19 protein-coding genes are annotated in these 21,940 nt (G+C 65.8%); 8 read left to right on the forward strand and 11 right to left on the reverse strand.

Annotated elements, in window-relative coordinates; genetic code table 11:
- Positions 1–167: 167 nt before the first annotated feature.
- Together VE759_RS21490 and VE759_RS21495 are read left to right on the forward strand one after the other, a co-directional pair.
- Positions 168–1,352, forward strand: coding sequence for a pyridoxal phosphate-dependent aminotransferase (locus tag VE759_RS21490; RefSeq protein ID WP_324936200.1), 1,185 nt, complete (start codon positions 168–170; stop codon positions 1,350–1,352).
- Positions 1,349–3,727 carry a glycoside hydrolase family 65 protein gene (locus tag VE759_RS21495; RefSeq protein ID WP_324936202.1) on the forward strand — a complete coding sequence of 793 codons (2,379 nt, stop codon included), beginning with the start codon at positions 1,349–1,351 and terminating at the stop codon, positions 3,725–3,727. The genes VE759_RS21490 and VE759_RS21495 overlap by 4 nt, the downstream gene beginning before the upstream one ends.
- 47 nt (positions 3,728–3,774) lie before the next feature.
- On the opposite strand, the gene VE759_RS21500 is transcribed toward VE759_RS21495, so the two are convergent.
- Both VE759_RS21500 and VE759_RS21505 read right to left on the reverse strand, forming a co-directional pair.
- A complete protein-coding gene (locus tag VE759_RS21500) occupies positions 3,775–4,218 on the reverse strand; it encodes an SRPBCC family protein (RefSeq protein ID WP_324936204.1) in 444 nt (147 codons plus the stop codon).
- Positions 4,219–4,275: 57 nt separating this feature from the next.
- Complete coding sequence (locus tag VE759_RS21505) at positions 4,276–5,355, reverse strand: CaiB/BaiF CoA-transferase family protein (protein WP_324936207.1); 1,080 nt, start codon at positions 5,353–5,355, stop codon at positions 4,276–4,278.
- 42 nt (positions 5,356–5,397) lie between these two features.
- Between VE759_RS21505 and VE759_RS21510 the strand changes: the two genes are divergently transcribed.
- Positions 5,398–6,363, forward strand: coding sequence for a cation diffusion facilitator family transporter (locus tag VE759_RS21510; RefSeq protein ID WP_324936209.1), 966 nt, complete (start codon positions 5,398–5,400; stop codon positions 6,361–6,363).
- Here VE759_RS21510 and VE759_RS21515 read toward each other — a convergent pair.
- Positions 6,360–6,803 (reverse strand): SRPBCC family protein, encoded by a 444-nt coding sequence (locus VE759_RS21515; RefSeq protein WP_324936211.1) that lies wholly within the window; start codon positions 6,801–6,803, stop codon positions 6,360–6,362. The two genes, VE759_RS21510 and VE759_RS21515, sit on opposite strands and share 4 nt — an antisense overlap.
- A 71-nt stretch (positions 6,804–6,874) precedes the next feature.
- Here VE759_RS21515 and VE759_RS21520 point away from each other — a divergent pair, with 71 nt between their 5' ends.
- Positions 6,875–8,575, forward strand: coding sequence for an alpha-keto acid decarboxylase family protein (locus tag VE759_RS21520; protein ID WP_324936213.1), 1,701 nt, complete (start codon positions 6,875–6,877; stop codon positions 8,573–8,575).
- Between the two features lie 2 nt (positions 8,576–8,577).
- Complete coding sequence (locus tag VE759_RS21525) at positions 8,578–8,931, forward strand: UBP-type zinc finger domain-containing protein (protein WP_324936215.1); 354 nt, start codon at positions 8,578–8,580, stop codon at positions 8,929–8,931.
- Between the two features lie 30 nt (positions 8,932–8,961).
- Here VE759_RS21525 and VE759_RS21530 read toward each other — a convergent pair whose 3' ends face one another.
- The 7 genes from VE759_RS21530 to VE759_RS21560 all read right to left on the reverse strand — a co-directional run bounded on the left by VE759_RS21530 (position 8,962) and on the right by VE759_RS21560 (position 15,961).
- Positions 8,962–10,410 (reverse strand): DUF4185 domain-containing protein, encoded by a 1,449-nt coding sequence (locus VE759_RS21530; protein ID WP_324936216.1) that lies wholly within the window; start codon positions 10,408–10,410, stop codon positions 8,962–8,964.
- 209 nt (positions 10,411–10,619) lie between these two features.
- Positions 10,620–11,411 (reverse strand): SDR family oxidoreductase, encoded by a 792-nt coding sequence (locus tag VE759_RS21535; protein ID WP_324936218.1) that lies wholly within the window; start codon positions 11,409–11,411, stop codon positions 10,620–10,622.
- Between the two features lie 6 nt (positions 11,412–11,417).
- Positions 11,418–12,431, reverse strand: a complete 1,014-nt coding sequence (locus tag VE759_RS21540) for an SDR family NAD(P)-dependent oxidoreductase (protein WP_324936220.1) — start codon at positions 12,429–12,431, stop codon at positions 11,418–11,420.
- 45 nt (positions 12,432–12,476) lie between these two features.
- On the reverse strand, positions 12,477–13,706 hold the full coding sequence (locus tag VE759_RS21545; protein WP_324936222.1) for an acyl-CoA dehydrogenase family protein: 1,230 nt from the start codon (positions 13,704–13,706) through the stop codon (positions 12,477–12,479).
- A gap of 133 nt (positions 13,707–13,839) precedes the next feature.
- Positions 13,840–15,030, reverse strand: coding sequence for a lipid-transfer protein (locus VE759_RS21550; protein WP_324936224.1), 1,191 nt, complete (start codon positions 15,028–15,030; stop codon positions 13,840–13,842).
- A gap of 41 nt (positions 15,031–15,071) precedes the next feature.
- Positions 15,072–15,656, reverse strand: coding sequence for a helix-turn-helix domain-containing protein (locus tag VE759_RS21555; protein ID WP_324936240.1), 585 nt, complete (start codon positions 15,654–15,656; stop codon positions 15,072–15,074).
- 107 nt (positions 15,657–15,763) lie between these two features.
- Positions 15,764–15,961, reverse strand: a complete 198-nt coding sequence (locus tag VE759_RS21560; protein ID WP_324936226.1) for a hypothetical protein — start codon at positions 15,959–15,961, stop codon at positions 15,764–15,766.
- Between the two features lie 78 nt (positions 15,962–16,039).
- Between VE759_RS21560 and VE759_RS21565 the strand changes: the two genes are divergently transcribed.
- The 3 genes from VE759_RS21565 (at position 16,040) to VE759_RS21575 (ending at position 21,183) form a co-directional block, all read left to right on the forward strand.
- Complete coding sequence (locus tag VE759_RS21565) at positions 16,040–17,065, forward strand: TIGR03617 family F420-dependent LLM class oxidoreductase (RefSeq protein WP_324936228.1); 1,026 nt, start codon at positions 16,040–16,042, stop codon at positions 17,063–17,065.
- 149 nt (positions 17,066–17,214) lie between these two features.
- Positions 17,215–19,005, forward strand: coding sequence for a thiamine pyrophosphate-requiring protein (locus tag VE759_RS21570; RefSeq protein WP_324936230.1), 1,791 nt, complete (start codon positions 17,215–17,217; stop codon positions 19,003–19,005).
- A gap of 72 nt (positions 19,006–19,077) precedes the next feature.
- The gene (locus tag VE759_RS21575) at positions 19,078–21,183 is read left to right on the forward strand and encodes a catalase (protein ID WP_324936232.1); all 2,106 of its coding nucleotides are present in this window, start codon (positions 19,078–19,080) and stop codon (positions 21,181–21,183) included.
- Between the two features lie 37 nt (positions 21,184–21,220).
- On the opposite strand, the gene VE759_RS21580 is transcribed toward VE759_RS21575, so the two are convergent.
- Positions 21,221–21,940, reverse strand: a 720-nt coding sequence (locus VE759_RS21580) for a lipase maturation factor family protein (RefSeq protein ID WP_324936234.1), incomplete at its 5' end; no start/stop codon positions are given.

Here is a 21,940-nt window from a genome sequence, read left to right on the forward strand (position 1 = left end):
GTCGTTGGCGCGGAAAATGCAACGTCGCACGGACGGGCAGTGCCCGCGACGGAGAGTGCTGGCATGCCGCTCGGGTGCCGCCGCTTGCTCGGGCGGTGACCGGGAACCCTGTACCCGCGGAGCATCGCTCCTATTCTAAGGAACCTCAGCACCTAGGCTGAACTGCTATGACGGTTGCGCGGCTGCGGCCATACACCACCACGGTGTTTGCCGAGATGTCCGCGCTGGCCGCTCGCATCGGTGCGGTGAACCTGGGCCAGGGCTTTCCCGACGAGGACGGGCCGTCCGCGATGCTCGAGGCCGCCGAAAAGGCGATCGCCGAAGGCGTCAACCAATACCCGCCGGGGCCGGGCATCCAACCGCTGCGCGAGGCCATCGCCGCCGACCGGCGGCTCAAGTACGGCACCGAGTACGACCCCGACACCGAGGTGCTGGTGACCGTCGGCGCCACGGAGGCCATCGCCGCCGCGGTGATCGGGCTCGTAGAACCCGCGTCCGAGGTGTTGCTGATCGAGCCGTATTACGACTCCTACGCGCCGGTGATCGCAATGGCGGGAGCGCGGCGGCGCGCGGTGTCGCTGGTGCCCGACGGCCGCGGCTTCGCGCTGGACGTCGACGCGCTGCGCGGCGCGGTCACCAAAAACACCTCGGCGATTATCGTCAACTCGCCGCACAACCCGACGGGCATGGTGCTCAGTGCGGCCGAACTGCGGGCGATCGCCGAGCTGGCGGTCGAGCACGACCTTCTGGTGATCACCGACGAGGTGTACGAGCACTTGGTGTTCGACGGCGGCCGCCATCTGCCGCTGGCCGCGTTCGACGGCATGGCCGAGCGCACCGTCACGATTTCCAGCGCCGCCAAGATGTTCAACTGCACCGGATGGAAGATCGGCTGGGCTTGTGCCCCACCGGAACTCATCATCGGTGTGCGCGCGGCCAAGCAATTCCTCAGCTATGTCGGCGGCGCACCGTTTCAGCCCGCGGTCGCCCGCGCGCTGAACACTGAACAGGCGTGGGTCGCCGAGCTGCGCAACTCGCTGCAGGCCAGGCGCGACCGGCTGGCCCGCGCGCTGACAGCGCTCGGCTTCGGCGTCCACCACAGCGGCGGCACATACTTCCTGTGCGCCGATCCACGCCCACTGGGCTACCACGACAGCACCCAGTTCTGCTGGGACCTACCCGAAAAGACCGGGGTTGCGGCAATTCCTATGTCGGCGTTCTGCGACCCGGGCGCGGAGCACGCCGACAAATGGAATCATTTGGTGCGCTTCACTTTTTGCAAGCGTGACGACACCCTTGACGAGGCCATCCGCCGACTGGGTCATTTGCGCCGAGGCATGGAAATCCGATGATTTCTCACGACGCCTTCCCGGTCGAGCCCTGGCACCTGCGCGAGACCCGGCTCGATCTGGACCTACTGGCTCAGTCCGAATCGTTGTTCGCCCTGTCCAATGGACATATCGGCCTGCGAGGCAACCTCGACGAGGGCGAGCCAAACTCGTTGCCCGGCACCTATCTCAACTCCTTCTATGAATGCCGGCCGCTGCCCTACGCCGAGGCCGGGTTCGGATACCCGGAAGCGGGCCAGACCATTGTCGACGTCACCAACGGGAAGATCCTGCGGCTTCTGGTCGACGACGAGCCGTTCGACGTCCGCTACGGCGAACTCATCGAGCACGAGCGGGCACTGGACATGCGGGCCGGCACGCTGACTCGACATGCACACTGGCGCTCGCCGGCCGGCAAGCAGGTCAGGGTCCGGTCGACCCGCCTGGTGTCGCTCACCCAGCGCAGCGTGGCCGCGATCGAGTACGCGGTCGATGCCCTCGACGAATTCGTCCGTGTCACCGTGCAATCCGAACTCGTCGCGAACGAGGACCAGCCGGAGACGTCGCGTGATCCGCGAGTTTCTGCGGTACTGCAGAATCCACTCGAGGCCGTGCAGCACGAAACCACCGAGCGGGGCGCTCTGCTGGTGCACCGCACGCGACTGAGCAAGCTCGTGATGGCCGCCGGGATGGACCATGACGTCGAGGTCCCCGGGCGCGTCGAAGTCGAAACCGATGCTGCCGAGGATTGGGCGCGCACCACCATCATCTGCGGGCTGCGTCCCGGCCAGCAGCTGCGCATCGTCAAGTACCTGGCCTACGGCTGGTCCAGCCTGCGCTCCCGCCCCGCGCTGCGCGACCAGGCCGCCGCGGCGCTCACCGGCGCGCGCTACAGCGGATGGCAGGGCCTGATCGACGGCCAGCGCAACTACCTCGACCATTACTGGGATAGTGCGGATGTCGAGGTCGACGGCGACGCCGACGTCCAGCAGGCGGTTCGGTTCGGGCTGTTCCACGTGCTGCAGGCCAGCGCGCGCGCCGAACGCCGCGCGATCCCGGGCAAGGGACTCACCGGTACCGGGTACGACGGGCACGCGTTCTGGGACACCGAGGGTTTTGTGCTTCCGGTACTCACCTACACCGCACCGCATGCCGCCGCCGATGCGCTGCGGTGGCGCGCGTCGACGCTGGACCTGGCCAAGGAGCGGGCGGCGGAGCTGGATCTCGCCGGCGCGGCCTTCCCATGGCGAACGATCCGCGGCCAGGAATGCTCGGCGTATTGGCCGGCCGGCACCGCGGCGTGGCATGTCAACGCCGATATCGCGATGGCCATCGAGCGGTATCGCATCGTCACAGGCGATCAGGCGCTCGAGGCCGAATGTGGCCTCGAGGTGCTGATCGAGACCGCACGACTGTGGCACTCACTCGGCCACCATGACCGGCACGACATCTGGCACCTCGACGGGGTGACCGGTCCCGATGAATACACGGCCATCGTTCGCGACAACGTGTTCACCAATCTGATGGCCGCGCACAACCTGCGCACCGCGGCCGAGGCTTGCAACCGCCATGCCGAGGCGGCGTGGGATATGGGCGTCACCACCGAGGAAATGGCCGCGTGGCGCCATGCGGCCGATTCGGCGCGGATCCCTTATGACCACGAACTGGGCGTGCACCCGCAGTGCGAAGGCTTCACCACGTTGGCGGAGTGGAACTTCACCAAGAACACGACCTACCCGCTGTTAATGCACGAGCCCTACGTGCGGCTGTACCCCGCACAGGTATGCAAGCAGGCCGACCTACTGCTCGCGATGCATTGGCGGAGCCACGCTTTCACGCCTGACGAAAAGGCCCGCAACGTCGACTATTACGAGCGGCGAACGGTCCGCGATTCGTCGCTGTCCTCCTGCACGCAGGCGGTGATGTGTGCCGAGGTCGGGCACCTCGAGTTGGCGTACGACTACACCTACGAGGCGGCCATGGTCGATCTGCACGACCTGCACGAGAACACCCGCGACGGCCTGCACATGGCCTCCCTTGCCGGAACCTGGACGGCGCTCGTCGCAGGTTTCGGTGGCCTGCGCGACGACGGGGATGTGCTCGCACTCGACCCTCACCTCCCGGACGAGATATCTCGTCTGCGATTTCGGTTGCGCTGGCGAAACTTTCGGCTGACCGTCGACGTGTCCCCCACGCAGGTGACATACACCTTGCGCGATGGGCCCGACGACAAGAAGCTGACCATCCGGCACGCCGGTGCGGAACTCGAGCTGAGCACACAGTCCGCGTCGACCGCCCCGGTCCGCGAATTCAAGCCGCTGCTGCCGCCCCCGTCGCAGCCGCCGGGCCGCGAGCCGATGCGTCGCCGGCTGTCGGGCCGAGCCGGCTCGCCGGGCTAACCCGTTCACGCGTCGGCCCGCGCTGGCCAGATACAACCCTCTGGCGACTATCGAGCGTCAGCGCCGCGCATCACTCGCTGCCGCAGCCCCTCCGTCGCCACGTCAAGGACAAGCTTCTTCGCCCGCTTGACCAAAAATTGCGGAATCGGCGCGGTCAGATCGAGGATGATGTCGAAGCGCACCCGCGTCTTTCCCGCCTCGGGGGTGAGGTTGTATTCGACGTGCTGGCCGCGCTGCTGAAAGGTCTCCTCCGCGTCCCAGACCATCCACCAGCGGCCCCAGTGGTACTCGAGCACCTCGGTGTCGGTGATGCCCATGATCCGCATGGTGGCCCTCACGTGGTACGGCCGGCCGTCCGGATGCCGGTCGAGCACTTCGATTTTTTTGTGCAGCGGCGACCATGACGGCACCGCGGCGAGGTCGGCCAGCGCGTCCAAGATCGCCTCCGGCTCGGCGTCGATCACTACTTCTCGCGAAGCCCTGACCGCCACGCCCTCGAACTTAGTTTGCCGGATACCGCTTCGCGGCCGATTCGACGAGCGCCCGATTCACCACCCGATCTCGTCGAAGGGGGTGGTGTCCGTTGGCGCCGGCTCTATTGGGCCCGCAGGGGTGCGGGCGAACCGCGGCGCCGGTGCGGCCTGATCAAATCCGTTTTCGTGCACGATCGTTGACCGCGCGCGCAGATGCTCGCCGACGGCCGCCTCGCTCCATGTCAACACCGGCGTCACGCACGCGTCCGTGCCGGCGAAGATCTGCGTCCATTCGTCGCGGGTCTTGCTGGCGAACCGGTCGGCGAAGATTTTGCGCATTTCGCCGAACGATTCGCGGTCCAACTGATTGGGCAACTCGTCGGCCGACAGCCCCAAACCCTCGAGCAGCTGCGCGTAGAACTGTGGTTCGATCGCGCCGACCGCCATGTACTTGCCGTCGGAGGTCTCGTATGTGCGGTAGAACGGGGCACCGCCGTCGAGAAGGCTCGACTCGCGTTCGTCCGACAGGGTGCCGACGGCCTTCATCGTCCACTGCATCTGCGCCAAGATGCTGACCCCGTCGACCATCGCGGCGTCGATGACCTGGCCCTGGCCGGAACGCTCCCGCTCATAGAGCGCGGCGACGATGCCGAGCAGCAAGAACATCGAGCCGCCGCCAAAGTCGGCGACGAGGTTCATCGGCGGCAGCGGCGGCCGGTCGCGATAACCCATCGAGCCGAGCGTGCCGGTCTGCGACAGGTAATTGATGTCGTGCCCGGCGGTTAGCGCCAACGGCCCGTCCTGCCCCCAGCCGGTTATCCGGGCGTAGATCAGTCGCGGGTTCACGCCCGCGCAGTCGTCGGGCCCGATGCCCAGCCGCTCACAGGTGCCGGGGCGGAACGGGTCGAGCAGCACGTCGGCCTTGGCCACCAGGTCGAGCAATTTCCGCGGCTCGTTCTTGACGTCGAGGTCGACGATCCGCTTGCCGCGATGCATCAGGTCGCGGTCCTCGCGCGGCATCGCCAAGCCGCCGGGACGGCGCACCCTAACCACGTCGGCACCGAGGTCGGCGAGTACCATCGCCGCGTGCGGGCCCGGCCCGATTCCGCCCAACTCGATTACTCGCACCCCGGCCAGGGGTCCCGATTTGGTCACGCCCAGCACATTAGCCGCCCGCGCCGGGGTACAAGAAAGCACATGGCGGCTATGCGCAACCTGCTGGCGGCTCGTCCCGGAGATGTGCCCGCGGGAAGCCAAAGCGTCCGCACCGTCGTCGTCGCGCTCCTCGCGAACGTGGCGGTTGCGGCCGCGAAGACCGTGGCCGCCGTGCTCTCCGGGTCGGCGTCGATGGCCGCGGAGGCGGCGCATTCCTGGGCCGATGCCGGCAACCAGGGCTTCCTGATCATCGCGACCCGCCGAAGCAGTCGCCCGCCCGACGCCGAACGACCTCTCGGGTATGGACGAGAGGCCTACGTCTGGTCGCTGCTGGCGGCGGTCGGCCTGTTCGTCGTCGGCGGGTCATTGTCGGTGTGGCGCGGCATCACCGAACTGCTGCACGGCGAATCGAGCAGCGAGGACTATGGGATCGCCTACGTCGTGCTGGCCGTCGCCTTTGTAATGGAATCAACCTCCCTGTTGCAGTCGTTGCGGCAATTGCGCAGCGAGGCACGCCGGTTCCACCGGGACGTGCTCACCCACGCGCTCGAGACCTCGGACCCCACGGTGCGCGCCGTCTTCGCCGAAGACACCGCGGCGCTGGTCGGGATCGCGATCGCCGGTCTGGGTATCGGACTCCATCAGGTCACCGGCAGCGGGGCATGGGACGCGGTCGGTTCGATCCTCATCGGCGTGCTTCTCGGTGTCGTCGCGATGGTGTTGATCGACCGCAACCGCCGCTTCCTGACCGGCGAGCCGGCGTCTCCGCAACTGCGCGAGGCCGCCGTCGCATACATCGAGCAGCTGCCCGAAGTGGTGGCCGTGCGATTTATCCGTCTGGTCTTCGTCGGACCAATGCAGTTGTTCCTCGTGGCCAGCGTCGACCTGGTCGGCGATCAGGTCGAGTCCCGGGTGGCGCGCACATTGCGGCACCTGGAAAAGCGGTTAGAGGAGAGCCCCTACATCGTCGACGCCGTGTTGACGATTGCCGAGCCCGACGAGAACTAGTCGCCCTTCTTGACGCTCAGCACCCGCCTGCGCAAGCCCTCGGTCGCGGTGCTCATAACGCCCTTGGTCGCCCTCTTCAACAGGAACCCCGGCAGCGGCACCGTTGGGTCGATCGTTATGTCGAACTTCACCCGGGTCTTGTCGCCCTCAGGTGTCAGCGTGTAGCGGGCGTCTTGCGAGCGCTGCTGATTCGCGCTGACGAGGGTCCAACTCACGCCGTCGTCATGCCAGGAGTAGTCCAGCACCTGCTCGTCGGTGATGCCGACGGTCTTGACCTTCGCCTTCGTCCGCCGCGGCCGACCTTCTTCGTCCCGCTCGAGCACTTCAGAGGTTTGATGCGCGTCGGACCACTCCGGCAGCGCCTCGACGTCGCGGATGACGGCCATCACCTCGTCCGGGGTGGCCTCGATAACGACTTCGCTGGACTCGGTGATAGCCATTCCCGGACGATAACCGGCCCGGCTGGGCCGTGGACCGGTTTGTGCGGTTTGGCGGGCGTACCGTCGACGTCGTGACTGCGCCCCCGACGTCCGACTACACCGTCGGTGACTACATGCTTGACCGGCTCAACGAGCTCGGCGTCACCGAGGTGTTCGGAGTGCCCGGTGATTTCAACCTGGAGTTCCTGGACCACGTCGTGGCGCACAAGAAGATTCGGTGGGTCGGCAACGCCAACGAGCTCAACGCGGGGTACGCGGCCGACGGGTATGGACGGCTGCGCGGCATGTCGGCGCTGGTGACGACGTTCGGTGTCGGCGAGCTCTCCGCGGCCAACGCGATCGCGGGCAGTTACGCCGAGCATGTGCCGGTCGTGCATATTGTCGGTGCCCCGTCGAAGGACGCGCAGGGTGCCCGCCGCGTCGTGCACCACTCCCTCGGCGACGGTGACTTTGAGCATTTTCTCCGGATTGCCCGCGAAATCACCTGCGCGCAAGCCAATTTGATGCCGGCAACGGCGACACGGGAGATCGATCGGGTGCTCTCTGAGGTGCGTGAACAGAAGTTGCCCGGCTACCTGCTGATGGCCACCGATGTCGCGCGCTTTCCGGTCGAACCGCCAACGGCGTCGCTGCCCCGCTACACCGGAGGGACAAGCCCACGGGCACTTTCGCTATTTATTGATGCCGCAACCGAACTCATCGGTGACCACCAGCTAACGGTGCTCGCCGATCTGCTGGTGCACCGCCTGCAGGCGGTCCCTCAACTCGAGGCGCTGCTGGGCGCCGACGTCGTCCCGCACGCCACGTTGATGTGGGGCAAGAGCCTGGTCGACGAATCCTCGCCGACGTTCCTGGGCATCTATGCCGGGGCCGCCAGCGACGCGCGAGTGCGCAAGGCCATTGAAGCGGCGCCGGTCCTGGTCACCGCCGGCGTCCAGTTCACCGACATGGTCAGCGGATTCTTCAGCCAAAAGATCGACCCGTCGCGAACCATCGACGTCGGACCGAATCAGAGTGTGGTCGCCGGAGCGGTCTTCGCGCCACTGGACATCCAGGCCGCGCTGGACGGACTGACGACGATCCTGAAACGGCGCGCCCGCCGCTCGGCCCCGCTGCCGGCGGCGACGCCGGAGACGTCGGCCGATCCGCCGGGACGTGACGAATTGCTGACACAGAAATCATTGTGGGACAGCATTTCTGCCGCGCTGACGCCTGGCAACGTGGTGTTGGCCGACCAAGGCACGTCGTTCTACGGAATGGCTGGGCATCGGTTGCCCAGCCGGGTGACGTTCATCGGGCAGCCGCTGTGGGCGTCCATCGGCTACACCCTGCCCGCGGCGCTCGGCGCCGGATTGGCAGAACCGGACCGCCGGCCGGTGCTGCTGATTGGTGACGGGGCCGCTCAGTTGACGATCCAGGAACTCGGCTTGTTCACCCGCGAGGGAGTTGCGCCGGTGGTCGTGGTGGTGAACAACGACGGCTACACGGTCGAACGCGCGATCCATGGTCGCGACGCGTACTACAACGACATCGTGCCGTGGAGTTGGCTCGACGTCCCGAATGCGCTAGGGGTGAACAACCATTTGGCATTTCGCGTCGAGACATACGGCCAACTCGAGGATGCGCTCAGCGCGGCGGCCGAGCACGGTGATCGGATGGTCTTCATCGAGGCGGTAGTGCGGCAGATGGACGTGCCACCTTTGCTGACCGAATTGGCTGAATCCGCCGCTGCGGCCAACGCCAGCCAGATCTTCACGGTGCGAAGGGGATAACCATGAGCAACCTGGCCATCGACCCATCCGTCAGGCCGAGCGGCACCGGCTGTGCCGAGTGCGATGCCATCGGCGGCTGGTGGATCCATCTGCGCCGCTGCGCCGCCTGCGGACACATCGGCTGCTGCGACGACTCGCTGGCCAAGCACGCGACGGCGCACTGGCAGGAGACTGGTCACCCGGTGATGCGGTCGTTCGAGCCCGGCGAGGACTGGTTCTGGAACTTCCAGACCAACGCCTACGTCGACGGACCCGATCTGGCTGCGCCCGACTGCCGCCCGCCGGATCAGGGCGTGCCCGGACCTCGCGGCCGGGTGCCGGAAAACTGGCGGCAGTTGTTGATCGACCGAACCTGAGTGCCTCGGTTCCGTTGGCGAGCGGCCGGGCTATGGCAGCACGGTGTGCATCAACATCACGCTGTATGCGGACCACAGCGACAGATTGAAGTACAGCTCTTTACCCGTCGACCAGGGATGGAGGTACGGCGCGTAGATGCCGCCGGGGAACTGCATTGACGGCACGAGCAATTGCTCGTCACCCCACGGTCCTTGCGGAGCCGGCGCAGTCCTTGCCACGACGTCGTTGGCACCGTTGCAGTAAAGCACCAGGTATTTCTTGAGATAGGTGTTGTATTGGGCCGACATTTCGCCCACCGGCGCCGGGATAACCGGCGTCGCGGCCGACGGATTGTTCGGGACCCAAGCTCCTCGGTCCCCGGAGGAGTTCCAGTATTCGTATTTGGTGAGGTCCGGCACAAAACCCTGCGGAACCCGCGCCACAAACGCCGGACCGCCGCGTCCGGGCGGTGTCCCGAACGAGTAGATGTAACCGTCGCCGGGCCGAACGTATGCCCCTTGCTGGAAATTCTCATTTCCCGCAGCGTATGGGACTCCCGCGATACTGTCCGCCGCGGGCGTGCGGATGGTGCGGGGATAGATCCACCAGTTCTGGCCGTTGTCGGGGGACATCGCGATTGCCGAGAAGTTCGTCGACCACGCGCCAGCGTTGCCCCAATCCCTGACGGACATGAAGTTGACATATTGGGTTCTCCCGACGGACACGCCGGCGGTCGGAATGACGGCGACCTCCGCCGGCGCCACGCCGAGCCTGTTGATGATCTGTTTGGAAAACCCCGGTTGCCGTTCCGGTGAGCCGGAGTGTATGTCAGAGACCGAGCCGGCCGGCACGTCGATTCCGTGCGACAAAGCACGGTCTTGGCTGCGGAACATCGTGTTATATCGGTGTTGGCCCCGGAGGCTGCAATAGCCGAAAGTGTCGCCAAAGGCGATGAGCACCTGATCGGCGACGGGATCGCCGTTGTCCCACATGATCCCGAGGTCGGCCCCGTGGATGCCGAAACGCTGGAGGGTGTTGTTCGGGCTGTTCGGTCCGACCACCCAGCCGACGAGCGATGTCCCGGGGGGCGCGCCCGCGTCGGGCGGCGGCGGCGGCGGTGCTGCCGCGGCGTTCGGAACCGGCTGAGTAACGTTCGGGGGCTGTTGGTTGCCCGCACCGGGAGGCGTGGGCCCGGGTACTACCGCCGCCTGGTTGTGCAGCCGCGCGGAATTACGAGTCGGATTCAGGAAAGCAGATATCAGCGGACCTAGCTTGGGTAGCGCCGCGTGCTCATTCGCACCGAGAGGCTTGCGCCCTATCGGCAGGTGGCTCGGAGGCGGAGTCGGCACCCCGTCGTTCGGAGCCGCAGCAGCATTGGGCGGCGGTGGGTCAGAATTGCAAAGATCGGCGAACGCTGGTGGTGCGACCCCTATCGCCACGAGTCCGATAGCGGCCGCCGACGCCACCGATACCGATGCGATTCGAGGAATCGCCGACATGTCACACCTTCCAGGGGCATTGACGTCCGCAGTTGACTGATGTGACGATAGTGATCGTTGTGTCTAGTGTGGTCAGTGAGACCCTGATAGGTATGCATCCGTGACCGTGTCGCAACCCACCGGCGCCCCGCCCAGCGGTTCTAGCGGCCGGGCACCGGCGCCCCGCCCAGCGGTTCTAGCCGCCCGGCACCCCGCCCCGCCCAGCGGTTCTAGCCGCGAACCTCTCTGATGATGCGCAGCGCCGGCAGAAGCACACTGCGCGGCGCGAATCTGCCTCCGAGGCTCGCGGCTTTCGGTACCAGCCCAGGTACCACGGTGCGCTTGCCATCGAGCATGCCGCCGATCGCGGCTTCCGCGACGTCGCGCGGCGAGACTTGGGCGATCGGGATGCTGTAGTGCTGCGCGTTTGCGACATCGGCCCATTCGGTGGGCACCGGTCCCGGGCACAAGGCCGTGCAAGAAACCCCGGTCCCATGCAGTTCTTCGTGCACGGCCTCCGAGAACGTCTGCACGAAGGCCTTGGTAGCCGAATACACGGCCATGGTCGGCAGTGGCTGGAACCCCGCGATCGACGCGATGTTCAGCACGGCTCCGGCGCCACGCTCGATCATGCCTGCCAGTGCGGCGTGGCTGAGCTCCATCAGCGCGAGCACATTGACCGCGACCTCCTCGCGTTCCCGCTCGATCGGCAGCTTGTAGAACGCTCCGCTGGTGCCGAAACCGGCGCTATTGACCAGGCCGGCGATCGATTCGCCACGGATTCGATCGGCCAGCTGCCCGCGCGCCGCGCCCTCACCAAGGTCGAGCGACATCACCTCGACGTCGACGCCGTGCCTGCCGCTCAGTTCGTCCGCGAGATCGTCGAGGCGCTCCCGGCGCCGCGCGACGAGCAGCAGCGGGTAGCCGCGCCGCGCCAGACCGCGGGCAATTTCGGTGCCGATGCCCGACGATGCGCCGGTAATGACGATGGTCGTGTCGGTGTCGGGTTGGGGCAGACTCATGATTGGTCACCAGTGAATTCCGCGAGTGGCTCGGACAAAGGTTTCGCTGCGCTTGTCGAATCGTGTGGCGTCGCCGGATTCGCCGCCCCGGGCGGCCGCCGAGTCGTCGAACATCGTGAAGGCGCGGTTGCGCACATGGTCCATCACCATCGGGTTGACCGCATCCGCGACGGCGGCGAACTGACCGAACGGTGAGCTCACCCGGCGAGGCCGGTGCACGATGGCATCGGCGAGCACACCGGCCGCTTGCTCCGGCGTCAACGTGGGGAATCGGTCATACACCTTGGTCGGGCCGATCATCGGGGTTTTCACCAGCGCCATGTGCACGGTGGTGAATCGGACATTGTCGTTGACCGTCTCGGCTTGCAGCGAGTCACACAGCGTGTCCAGCGCGGCCTTGCTTGCGATGTAAGCGCCAAAGCGCGGCGCCCGGGTTTGCACGCCCGCCGACGACAGGTTGATGATCTGGCCGAACTGGCGTTCGCGCATGCCCGGGGCGAACTTGAGGATGAGCTGAACAGCACCGAGGTAGTTCAGCTGCATGGTGCGCTGGTAGTCGTGGATCCGGTCGTAGGACAGCTCGAGCGACCGTCGGATCGACCGGCCGGCGTTGTTGATCAAAATGTCGACACCACCGAGGTCAGACAGCACCCGGTCGGCCATCGCGGCGATGGCGTCCATGTCCGAGAGATCGCACGGATACACGTGGGCGGTACCGCCCGCACCGCGGACCTCGTCGGCGACCTTCTCGAGGTTCTCGCGGGTGCGGGCGACCAGCACCACCTCACCGCCCGCTCCCGCGATCTTCTTCGCGGCCGCTTCACCGATGCCCGACGACCCGCCCGTGATCACGATGATCTTGCCGTCGACCGCGTCTTCCAGCGTGCGGCCCCGCATCGCGTCGAACAGGTTCTGCAGATAGAACGGTCGATAACGGCCCGCCGAGTTGGGTGTGTTGATGGCGTTGGATACCGCGGCGATCGGCTTCTCGACCAGACTTGTGAGGTCACCCAGGTTCATAAGCATGTGCTGCCCGCTGATCGCGATAATCAAACGTGCCGCCCGTCAGCGGCTCAGCAGGTCCTTCGCGATGTGGGTGACCTGAATTTCATTGCTGCCGGCGTAGATCATCAGCGACTTTGCGTCGCGTGCCAACTGCTCGACGCGGTACTCGGCCATGTAACCGTTGCCGCCGAACAGCTGCACGGCCTCCATCGCGACATCGGTCGCGACCTCCGACGAGTACAGCTTCATCGCCGAGGCCTCCGCCAGCGTCGGCAGCTTGCCCGCGCGCAGACCTTCCAGCATTGAAAACACCATATTCTGCACGTTGATCCGCGCGATCTCCATCTTCGCGAGCTTCAGCTGAATTAGCTGGAAGTTGCCGATGCCCTGGCCCCACAGCGTGCGGTTCTTCGCGTAGTCGGCGCACAGCCGCAAGCATTCGTTGATGATGCCGAGCGAAACCAACGCGACGCCCATCCGCTCGCCGGCGAAGCTGGCACGCGCGCTTTCCCGGCCGTCGCCTCCGGCATGCCGCTCGGTTTCTCCGAGCAACCTCTCCTTGCCGACCCGAACGTTGTCGAAGAACAGCTCACCCGTCGGCGACGAATGCATGCCCATCTTCTTGAACGGCTTACCCTGCGTGAACCCTGGCATGCCGGAGTCCAACACCACCGTCAACACCTTCCGGTCCCGCTTGTCGGCCACTCCGCCGTCGTCGAGCTTCGCGTAGACAACCACGACGTCGGCGTACGGCCCGTTGGTGATAAACGTCTTCTGCCCGTTGAGGATGTAGTCCTCACCGTCGCGTTTGAGGTAGGTCTTCATGCCTCCGAACGCATCCGAGCCCGAATCGGGCTCGGTGATCGCCCATGCCGCAATCTTTTCCATCGTCATCAGCGGCGGCAGCCAGCGTTCCCGCTGGGCCAGCGTGCCGCGCTGCATGATTGTTGCGGCGCCCAGCCCGATGCTGACGCCCACGGCGGCCACCGTGCCGAGGCTGACGCCGGCCAGCTCGGCCACCACGATCGCGGCCATCGACGCCTGCTCGGCGATCGAGCCCGTAGTGAGTGAGCCGGAGCCGGATCCGCCGGCACGCTGCCGATCGAGCATCTTCTTGGTGGCCTCGGCGGCCATCACGTCGATGCCAAACTGGCTGAACAGCTTGCGCACGATCGGATACGGCAGCATGTCGCCGCTTTCCAGCGCATCAATGTGCGGCCGAATTTCCTTGTCGATGAAGACCCGGGCGGCGTCACGGATCATCAGATCGTTCTCGGACCATTCGATCATGGAGGCCTCCTCACTCGTCCATCGACGCGATGAACCACCTGTCGCACGAGATCTTTCGCGCCATCCCAGTCGACGACACTGTTCCCGTTGGCGACCGCGTTGCCACCGGCCGCGCAATTTGTCCCATAGTCAATCACCGCTCGGCGCGCTGGTATGCGGTGACGACGGCCGCCCCGCCGAGGCCGATGTTGTGCTGCAAAGCTGCGGCTACGTTGTCTACCTGACGCTTGCCGGCGGTCCCTCGCAGCTGCCAGGTCAGTTCCGAGCACTGAGCGAGGCCCGTGGCGCCCAGCGGGTGGCCCTTGGAGATCAGACCGCCCGACGGGTTGACCACCCACCGGCCGCCATAGGTGGTGTCGTTGTTGTCGATCAGCTTGCCTGCCTCGCCCTCGCCGCAGAGACCGAGCGCCTCATAAAGCAGCAGCTCGTTGGCCGAGAAGCAGTCGTGCAGCTCGATAACCTGGAAGTCCTCGGGCCCCAGCCCGGACTGCTGGTAAACACTTTGCGCGGCAGCCACGTTCATGTGGTGGCCGATGATGCCCTTGGCGGTGCCGTCGAAGGTGTTTTCAAAGTCGGTGGTCATCGCCTGCCCGACGATCTCCGTCGCTTGACCGGCCAGACCGTGCTTGTCGACGAACGCCTCCGACGCCAGGATCGCGGCGGCCGAGCCGTCCGAGGTCGGCGAACACTGCAGCTTGGTGAGCGGGTCGTAGATCATCCGCGACGCGAGGATGTCGTCGAGCGTGTACTCCTCCTGGAACTGGGCGTACGGATTGTTGACCGAGTGCTTGTGGTTCTTCAGCCCGATTTTCGCGAAATGCTCTGCGGTCGTACCGTATTGCTTCATGTGCTCGCGGCCCGCCGCGCCGAACATCCACGGCGCGGCCGGGAACAGCACTTCCGAGATCTCGGCGAGCGCCATGATGTGCTTGTCCATCGGCTGCGTGCGGTCGTCATAGGTCGACGCCAGCGAGCCGGGCTTCATCCTCTCGAAGCCCAACGCGATGCAGCAGTCGGCCAGACCGCCGCGGACCGTCTGGGCGGCCAGATACAGCGCCGCCGACCCGGTGGAACAGTTGTTGTTGACGTTGACCACGGGGATGCCGGTCAGCCCGAGCTCGTACAGCGCGCGCTGCCCCGATGTCGACTCGCCGTACACGTAGCCGGCGAAGGCCTGCTCGACTTGCCGGTAGTCGATGCCGGCGTCTTGCAGTGCGTTGGTGCCGGCCTCGCGAGCCATGTCCGGATAGTCCCAGCCCTCGCGGCGGCCCGGCTTTTCGAACTTCGTCATACCCACGCCGATGACGTAAACCTTATTGGCCATGGCCCAAGAACATACTCGCCTGCACGTAAATGACCAAGGGGTCAGCCGCGGCGCGCCACCCACTCGGCGATCAGTGGATCGGCGATGCGACGCAGGTTCGCGGCGGCTCTGTCCCAACGCCTTCTGGCCCTGGTTTGATCGTTGTCGACGTAGCTGGCGATCAGAATGCCGCGCAGCGCGTCCATCGCGGTGTAGAGGAAGTCCAGCATCGGTTTGTTGATCTCCTCCGGCACGAACTGCGCAACGGCCGCAAGCAGGCTGTCCTGGACGATCGACTCGAACTTCGCGACCTCCCGCCCCAGTGACACATCGGTGCGACCGGCCACCCAAAGTTCCACGGTGGCAATGAACATCGGTCCCTGATGCAGGTCCCACAGCAGGTCCAGCGTGGTGCCGAGCGGGTCTTGGGCGGTGGCCAGGTCCACCACCTCGGCGACGGCGGCGGCCGTTCGCTTCGCGGCCAGGTGCTTCAGCGCGGCCGTCACGAGGTCGTTCTTGGAGCCGAAGTGGTGCACCTGCGCACCGCGGGTCACCCCGGCCGTCTCGGCGACGCGCGGTGTCGTCGTCCCGGCGTAGCCGTACTTCACCAGGCAGTCGATCGTCGCGTCGATCAGTCGCGCGCGCATCTCCGCGCTGCGCTGTTCCTGGGTACGCCTCGGCCGTGCTGCTGTCGTCACGGCTGGGATCCTACCCGAAATTACATGCAGATCTGTATGTAACCGCAGCCGAAACGTCAGTCGGGCGGCTCGTGCTCGGAACCGGCGGTCTTGGCTGCCTGGTCACGCTCGCTGGCGTTGCCTGGAACGCCTTGCTGCTCGCGCTCTTCGGTAACGTTCTCGTCGAGCCGGTCGACGATGTGCTCCAACTTCTGGTCGCGGTTCGCAAGCCGGTCGCCGTCGTCGGGAGGCGTGGTCTGGGGAGTGTTGGCCACGCATCCGGCATACCCGCACGGCAGCACCGCTAACCCGATACCACGAGCCTGCGCCACCAGAGTTCTATCGTTCTTGGTGTGAAGATCGATTTCGGACTGTTCGGCAATCCCGGCGACTGGGACCTTGCGGTCTCGGCCGAAGAGCGCGGCTATGACGGCGTATGGGTCCCCGAGGTCGCACACGACCCGTTCCCGTCGCTGGCGGTGGCGGCCACGCGCACCAAGCGGGTGCAACTGGGCACGAACATCGCAGTCGCGTTCGCCCGCAATCCGATGTCACTGGCGGTGGTCGCCAACGACCTGCAGTTGTATGCAACGGGCCGCTTCATGCTGGGCGTGGGCTCGCAGATCAAACCGCATATCACCAAGCGGTTTTCGATGCCGTGGTCGGCGCCGGCCGAGCGGATGCGCGAATTCCTGCTCGCGGTGCGTGCGATCTGGCACAGCTGGGCCACCGGCGAGCCGCTGCATTTCGTCGGCGAGTTCTACATGCACACGCTGATGACGCCGTTCTTCAACCCCGGGCCCAACCCGCACGGCAACCCGCCGATCATCCTGGCCGGCGTCGGGCCGAGGATGACACAGGTGGCCGGCGAGGTGGCCGACGGCTTCTTCCTGCACGGTTTCACCACCGAGCGCTACATCCGGGAGGTCACCCTGCCGCGGCTGCGCGAGGGCCGTGCCGCCGCCGGCAAGGACAACCTGGATGGGTTCGAGATCAACGGGATCCCGTTCATCGTCACCGGCCCCGACGACGCGGCGACCGCGGCCGCCGACGATATGGTTCGCAAGCAGATCGCCTTCTACGGGTCGACGCCCGCATATCGGCCCGTGCTGGAGCTACACGGCTGGGGCGACCTTCAACCCGAGCTCAACGCGCTCTCCAAACGCGGTGAGTGGGACGAGATGGGCCGGCGCATCACCGACGAGATGCTGCACGAATTCGCGATCGTGGCGCCGCCGGACCAGATCGCCGAGCGACTGCTCGCCAAATACGGCGACGTCTTCTCCCGCACCGGCTTCTATGCTCCCTACCCGGTGCCCGAAGGGTTCTGGCAGCCAATCATGCGCGAGCTGCAGAGCGCTTCACGCGTCGCGGGCTAGGCCGCCGCGGCTCACTGCCGCGATTAAATGCGCGACGAATGGGAACGCTCGGCCCATGGCCACATATCGAGTGATCAACCCCAAGGGCGAGGTCGTCGAAACCAAGGACATCGAAGGCGCGCAGGACTAGGCGCCCACAAGGAGAAAACATGGCTCACGAGGTCGCCGACCACATCCTTTCTCGCCTGCGCGAGTGGAAGATTCGACACGTCTTCGCCTATCCCGGCGACGGCATCAACGGGCTTGTCGCGGCCTTCGGGAGGGCGGACAACAACCCGCGCTTCGTGCAGGCCCGCCACGAGGAGATGGCGGCATTCGAGGCCACCGGGTACGCCAAGTTCACCGGCAGCGTCGGGGTATGCATGGCCACCTCCGGCCCGGGTGCCATCCACCTGCTCAACGGTCTCTACGACGCGAAACTCGACCACGTCCCGGTGGTGGCGATCGTCGGACAGACCGCCCGCAGCGCCATGGGCGGCAGTTATCAGCAGGAAGTCGACCTGCAGGCGCTGTACAAGGACGTGGCCAGTGACTACCTGGTCGAAGTCAACGTGGCAAGCCAACTGCCCAACGCGCTCGACCGCGCCATTAGGACCGCCCTGACCCGACGGGCACCGACGGCCCTGGTGATCCCGTCGGATCTGCAAGAGGAGCGCTACTCACCGCCGGGCCACCAATTCCGTCACGTGCCGTCGAGTCCGCCGAGTGATGGCCATCCGGTGCTGCGGCCCGACCCCGAGCTGGTCGGGCGGGCGGCCCAAATCCTCAACGCGGGCACCAAGGTGGCAATACTCGTCGGCCAGGGCGCCAGGGCGGCCTCGGCGCAGGTTCGAGAACTCGCCGAGCTGACCGGCGCCGGAGTGGCGAAGGCTTTGCTGGGCAAAGACGTTCTGCCCGACGACCTGCCGTACGTGACCGGCTCGATCGGGCTGCTGGGTACCCGGCCGAGTTATGAGTTGATGCGGGACTGCGACACGTTGCTGATCGTCGGCTCCAATTTTCCGTATTCGCAGTTCCTTCCGGAATACGGCAAGGCCCGCGCGATACAGGTCGACGTGGACGGCACGTCGATCGGCATGCGCTACCCCACCGAGGTCAACATCGTCGCCGACGCGTCCGCCGCACTCGACGAATTGATCCCGCGCTTGGAACGCAAGCAGGACCAGTCCTGGCGCGAGCGGGTGGAGAAGAGCGTCGTGCGCTGGTGGGAGACGGTCGAGCGCCAGGCAATGCTATCGGCCAATCCGATCAATCCGATGCGCATCACTTGGGAACTTTCCTCGCATCTTCCGGGCAACGCTATCGTGACGGCAGATTCGGGTTCGTCGACGGACTGGTACGCGCGCTGCCTGAGGTTCGGAGAAGGAGTGCGCGGCTCGTTGTCCGGCACGCTGGCCACCATGGGCTGCGCCGTGCCGTATGCGATCGGCGCCAAGTTCGCCTTCCCGGATCGGCCGGTGATCGCGCTCGCCGGTGACGGCGCGATGCAAATGAACGGCGCCGGCGAGCTGCTGACGATCACGAAGTACCACCGAGAGTGGGCCGACCCGCGACTGATCGTTTGTGTGTTCCACAACAACGACCTGAACCAGGTGACCTGGGAACTGCGCGCGATGGGCGGATCACCGAAATTCGAAGAGTCGCAATCGTTGCCGGAGGTTTCCTACGCCGATCTTGCCCACACCATGGGGCTTGACGCGATCGCGATCGACGACCCGGATGAGGTCGGACCGGCATGGGAGCGCGCCTTTGCCGCGGACAAGCCAACAGTTCTCGATGTGCGCTGCGACCCGGAGGTGCCGCCGATCCCGCCGCACGCCACCTACGAGCAAATGAAGGACATGGCCGCGTCGGTGCTGAAGGGCGATCCGAACGGCTGGCGCATGCTGGTGCAGACCGTGAAGACGAAGTCGCAGGAGTTCGTTCCACACCGCGGCTGAGGTGCTCACCAGGGCTCGGGAAATTTTCGAAATACTGCGATAGGTCGACGTCCGGCGGGTACCCGCGTGAACATGACTAACGCAGAAAATGAAAAGCAGCGACAGCTCGACGGTTCGCGGGTCAGCCGGGAGAATAGTTTCCTGACCACGCAGCAAGGCGTCCGGGTGGACCACACCGACGACGCGTTGACGGCTGGTGAGCGCGGCCCCACGCTGCTGGAGGACTTTCACGCCCGCGAGAAGGTCACCCATTTCGACCACGAGCGCATTCCGGAGCGGGTGGTGCATGCGCGCGGCGCCGGGGCGTACGGATACTTCGAACCCTACGACGACTCGCTCGCCGATTACACCGTCGCGAAGTTCCTGACCACACCGGGCAAGCAGACCCCGGTGTTCGTGCGGTTCTCCACCGTGGCCGGTTCGCGCGGCTCCGCGGACACCGTGCGCGACGTGCGCGGCTTCGCCACGAAGTTCTACACCGATCAGGGCAACTACGACCTGGTCGGTAACAACTTCCCGGTGTTTTTCATCCAGGACGGCATCAAGTTCCCCGACTTCGTGCACGCGGTCAAACCCGAACCGCATAACGAGATTCCGCAGGCGGCGTCCGCGCACGACACGCTGTGGGACTTCGTTTCGTTGCAGCCGGAGACCTTGCACACCATCATGTGGCTGATGTCGGACCGGGCGCTGCCACGCAGCTACCGGATGATGCAGGGTTTCGGGGTGCACACGTTCCGATTGGTCAACTCCCGCGGTGATGGCACCTTCGTGAAGTTCCACTGGAAGCCTCGCCTTGGCGTGCATTCGCTGATCTGGGACGAGGCCCAGAAGATCGCCGGCAAAGACCCCGACTACAACCGGCGCGACCTGTGGGACTCCATCGAGGCCGGCGATTACCCGGAGTGGGAACTGGGCGTGCAGCTGGTTCCCGAGAGCGACGAGTTCAACTTCCAGTTCGACCTGCTCGACGCGACGAAAATCATTCCAGAAGAACAGGTTCCGGTGCGCCCGGTGGGAAAGATGGTGCTCAACCGCAATCCCGATAACTTCTTCGCCGAGACCGAACAGGTCGCGTTCCACACCGCCAACGTGGTGCCCGGCATCGACTTCACCAACGATCCGCTGCTGCAGTTCCGCAACTTCTCCTACCTCGACACGCAGCTGATCCGGCTGGGCGGGCCCAATTTCGCGCAGCTACCCGTCAACCGGCCGGTGGCCGAGGTCCGCAACAACCAGCAGGACGGCTACGGGCAGCACGCGATCCCGCAAGGCAGGACAAGTTATTTCAAGAACACGCTCGGCGGTGGATGTCCGGCGCTGGCCGACGAAGACGTGTTCCGCCACTACACCGAGAAGGTCGACGGCCACAAGATCCGCCAGCGCGCCAAGAGCTTCCAGGACTTCTACAGCCAGGCGCGGATGTTCTGGAAGAGCATGTCGGCGCCCGAGGCGAAACACATTGTCGCCGCCTTCGCGTTCGAGCTCGGCAAGGTGGAGGTCCCCCAGATCCGGTCCCGGGTCGTCGAACAGCTGAACCTCGTCGATCACGAGCTGGCAACCCAGGTCGCCGGAAAGCTCGGGCTGCCCGAGCCGGAGGAGGGTCCCGTCGACGACAAGATGCCGGCCTCCCCCGCGCTATCCCAGCTCAACACCGCGACCGACAGCGTCGCCACCCGCAAGATCGCGGTGCTCGCTGCGAATGGCGTCGATGTCAGCGGCACCGAACGATTCGCCGATGCGATGCGGCATCGGGGCGCGATCGTGGAGATCCTGGCGCCAACCGCGGGCGGCACGTTGTCCGGCGGGTCCGGGGGCGAGCTCGACGTCGACCGGGCGATCAACACGATGGCGTCGGTGTTGTACGACGCGGTCGTCGTGCCGTGCGGGCCCAGTTCGGTGGAGACCCTGTCCAACGACGGGTATGCCATGCATTTCGTCACCGAGGCCTACAAACACCTCAAGGCGGTTGGCGCCTTCGGCAGCGGCGTCGACGTCCTGCGCAAGGCCGGTGTGGCCGAGCGGCTCGCCGAAGATAGCGGCGTGGTCGTGTCGAAGGGCGTCGTCTCCACCACCGCGGCCGCCGACGACCTGGGTGATCAGTTCTCCGACGCCTTCGCGGCCACGTTGGCTCAGCACCGCGCCTGGGACCGCGACACCGACATGGTGCCGGCCTGATCAGCAATCACCCACCGCATGTGGGCGCCGGTCGGAGTCAGCCGCCGGACGTTGGCCGTGTCTTCGCCAGGCTGACCGGCCGGACGTACACACCGATCAGCGCGCGACGCCACCACGCGTGATCACGCAGCAGCTCCTGAGCCGTGGTGAACCGATACCTGTACAGCCGCGCTCGCACATAGTGAGGGGGAGCTTCCGGGAACGGATTGTGACGCAGCAGGCGCAACGTCGCGCGATCGTTTTCCAGCAACCGAACCAGAAGCGGACCCATCCACGGTCGCGCGTAACCGGGCGAGATCGCCGCGAACCACATGAGCCAGTCCAGGCGCAGATGGTACGGGGCCCACTGCCGCGGCAGCCGGCGCAGATCGCCGGGTTTGCCCTTGAAACCGTATTCCTTCCACACGGTCTGCTCGGTGATCTCGTCATCATCGGTGCCCTCGATGACGACCTCGTTGCGCGTCCGCCCGATGCTGCCGAACGCCCCGTAGGTGTTGACGAGGTGAAATCGGTTGAACGACATATTCATCCGCTGATGCGAGGAGATCAGGTTGCGCACCGGCCGGTAACTCAGCGCCACCGTGGCCGCGGTGACCGCGACGACCAGACCGGCGAACCACGCCGGCGGTGCCGACGGCGCCGGCTGCTCGGGCAGCGGCAGCACCGCGGCCGCCGATGAGGCATCGATTGCGCTGAAGCCCAGGATGATCGTCAGCCAATTCAGCCAGGCGAAGTTGCCCGACAGCACCAACCACAA

Source organism: Mycobacterium sp. (assembly GCF_035640695.1).
In the GTDB taxonomy this organism is placed as follows: Bacteria; Actinomycetota; Actinomycetes; order Mycobacteriales; family Mycobacteriaceae; genus Mycobacterium.

What these genes read in the sequence shown, in the direction of transcription:
- VE759_RS21495 (WP_324936202.1), top strand. Translation starts at nt 1,349, where the DNA reads ATGATTTCTCACGACGCCTTCCCGGTCGAGCCCTGGCACCTGCGCGAG.
- VE759_RS21510 (WP_324936209.1), top strand. Translation starts at nt 5,398, where the DNA reads ATGGCGGCTATGCGCAACCTGCTGGCGGCTCGTCCCGGAGATGTGCCC.
- VE759_RS21535 (WP_324936218.1), bottom strand. Translation starts at nt 11,411, where the DNA reads ATGAGTCTGCCCCAACCCGACACCGACACGACCATCGTCATTACCGGC.
- VE759_RS21555 (WP_324936240.1), bottom strand. Translation starts at nt 15,656, where the DNA reads ATGCGCGCGCGACTGATCGACGCGACGATCGACTGCCTGGTGAAGTAC.
- VE759_RS21525 (WP_324936215.1), top strand. Translation starts at nt 8,578, where the DNA reads ATGAGCAACCTGGCCATCGACCCATCCGTCAGGCCGAGCGGCACCGGC.
- VE759_RS21545 (WP_324936222.1), bottom strand. Translation starts at nt 13,706, where the DNA reads ATGATCGAATGGTCCGAGAACGATCTGATGATCCGTGACGCCGCCCGG.
- VE759_RS21515 (WP_324936211.1), bottom strand. Translation starts at nt 6,803, where the DNA reads ATGGCTATCACCGAGTCCAGCGAAGTCGTTATCGAGGCCACCCCGGAC.
- VE759_RS21530 (WP_324936216.1), bottom strand. Translation starts at nt 10,410, where the DNA reads ATGTCGGCGATTCCTCGAATCGCATCGGTATCGGTGGCGTCGGCGGCC.
- VE759_RS21550 (WP_324936224.1), bottom strand. Translation starts at nt 15,030, where the DNA reads ATGGCCAATAAGGTTTACGTCATCGGCGTGGGTATGACGAAGTTCGAA.
- VE759_RS21575 (WP_324936232.1), top strand. Translation starts at nt 19,078, where the DNA reads ATGACTAACGCAGAAAATGAAAAGCAGCGACAGCTCGACGGTTCGCGG.
- VE759_RS21490 (WP_324936200.1), top strand. Translation starts at nt 168, where the DNA reads ATGACGGTTGCGCGGCTGCGGCCATACACCACCACGGTGTTTGCCGAG.
- VE759_RS21570 (WP_324936230.1), top strand. Translation starts at nt 17,215, where the DNA reads ATGGCTCACGAGGTCGCCGACCACATCCTTTCTCGCCTGCGCGAGTGG.
- VE759_RS21540 (WP_324936220.1), bottom strand. Translation starts at nt 12,431, where the DNA reads ATGAACCTGGGTGACCTCACAAGTCTGGTCGAGAAGCCGATCGCCGCG.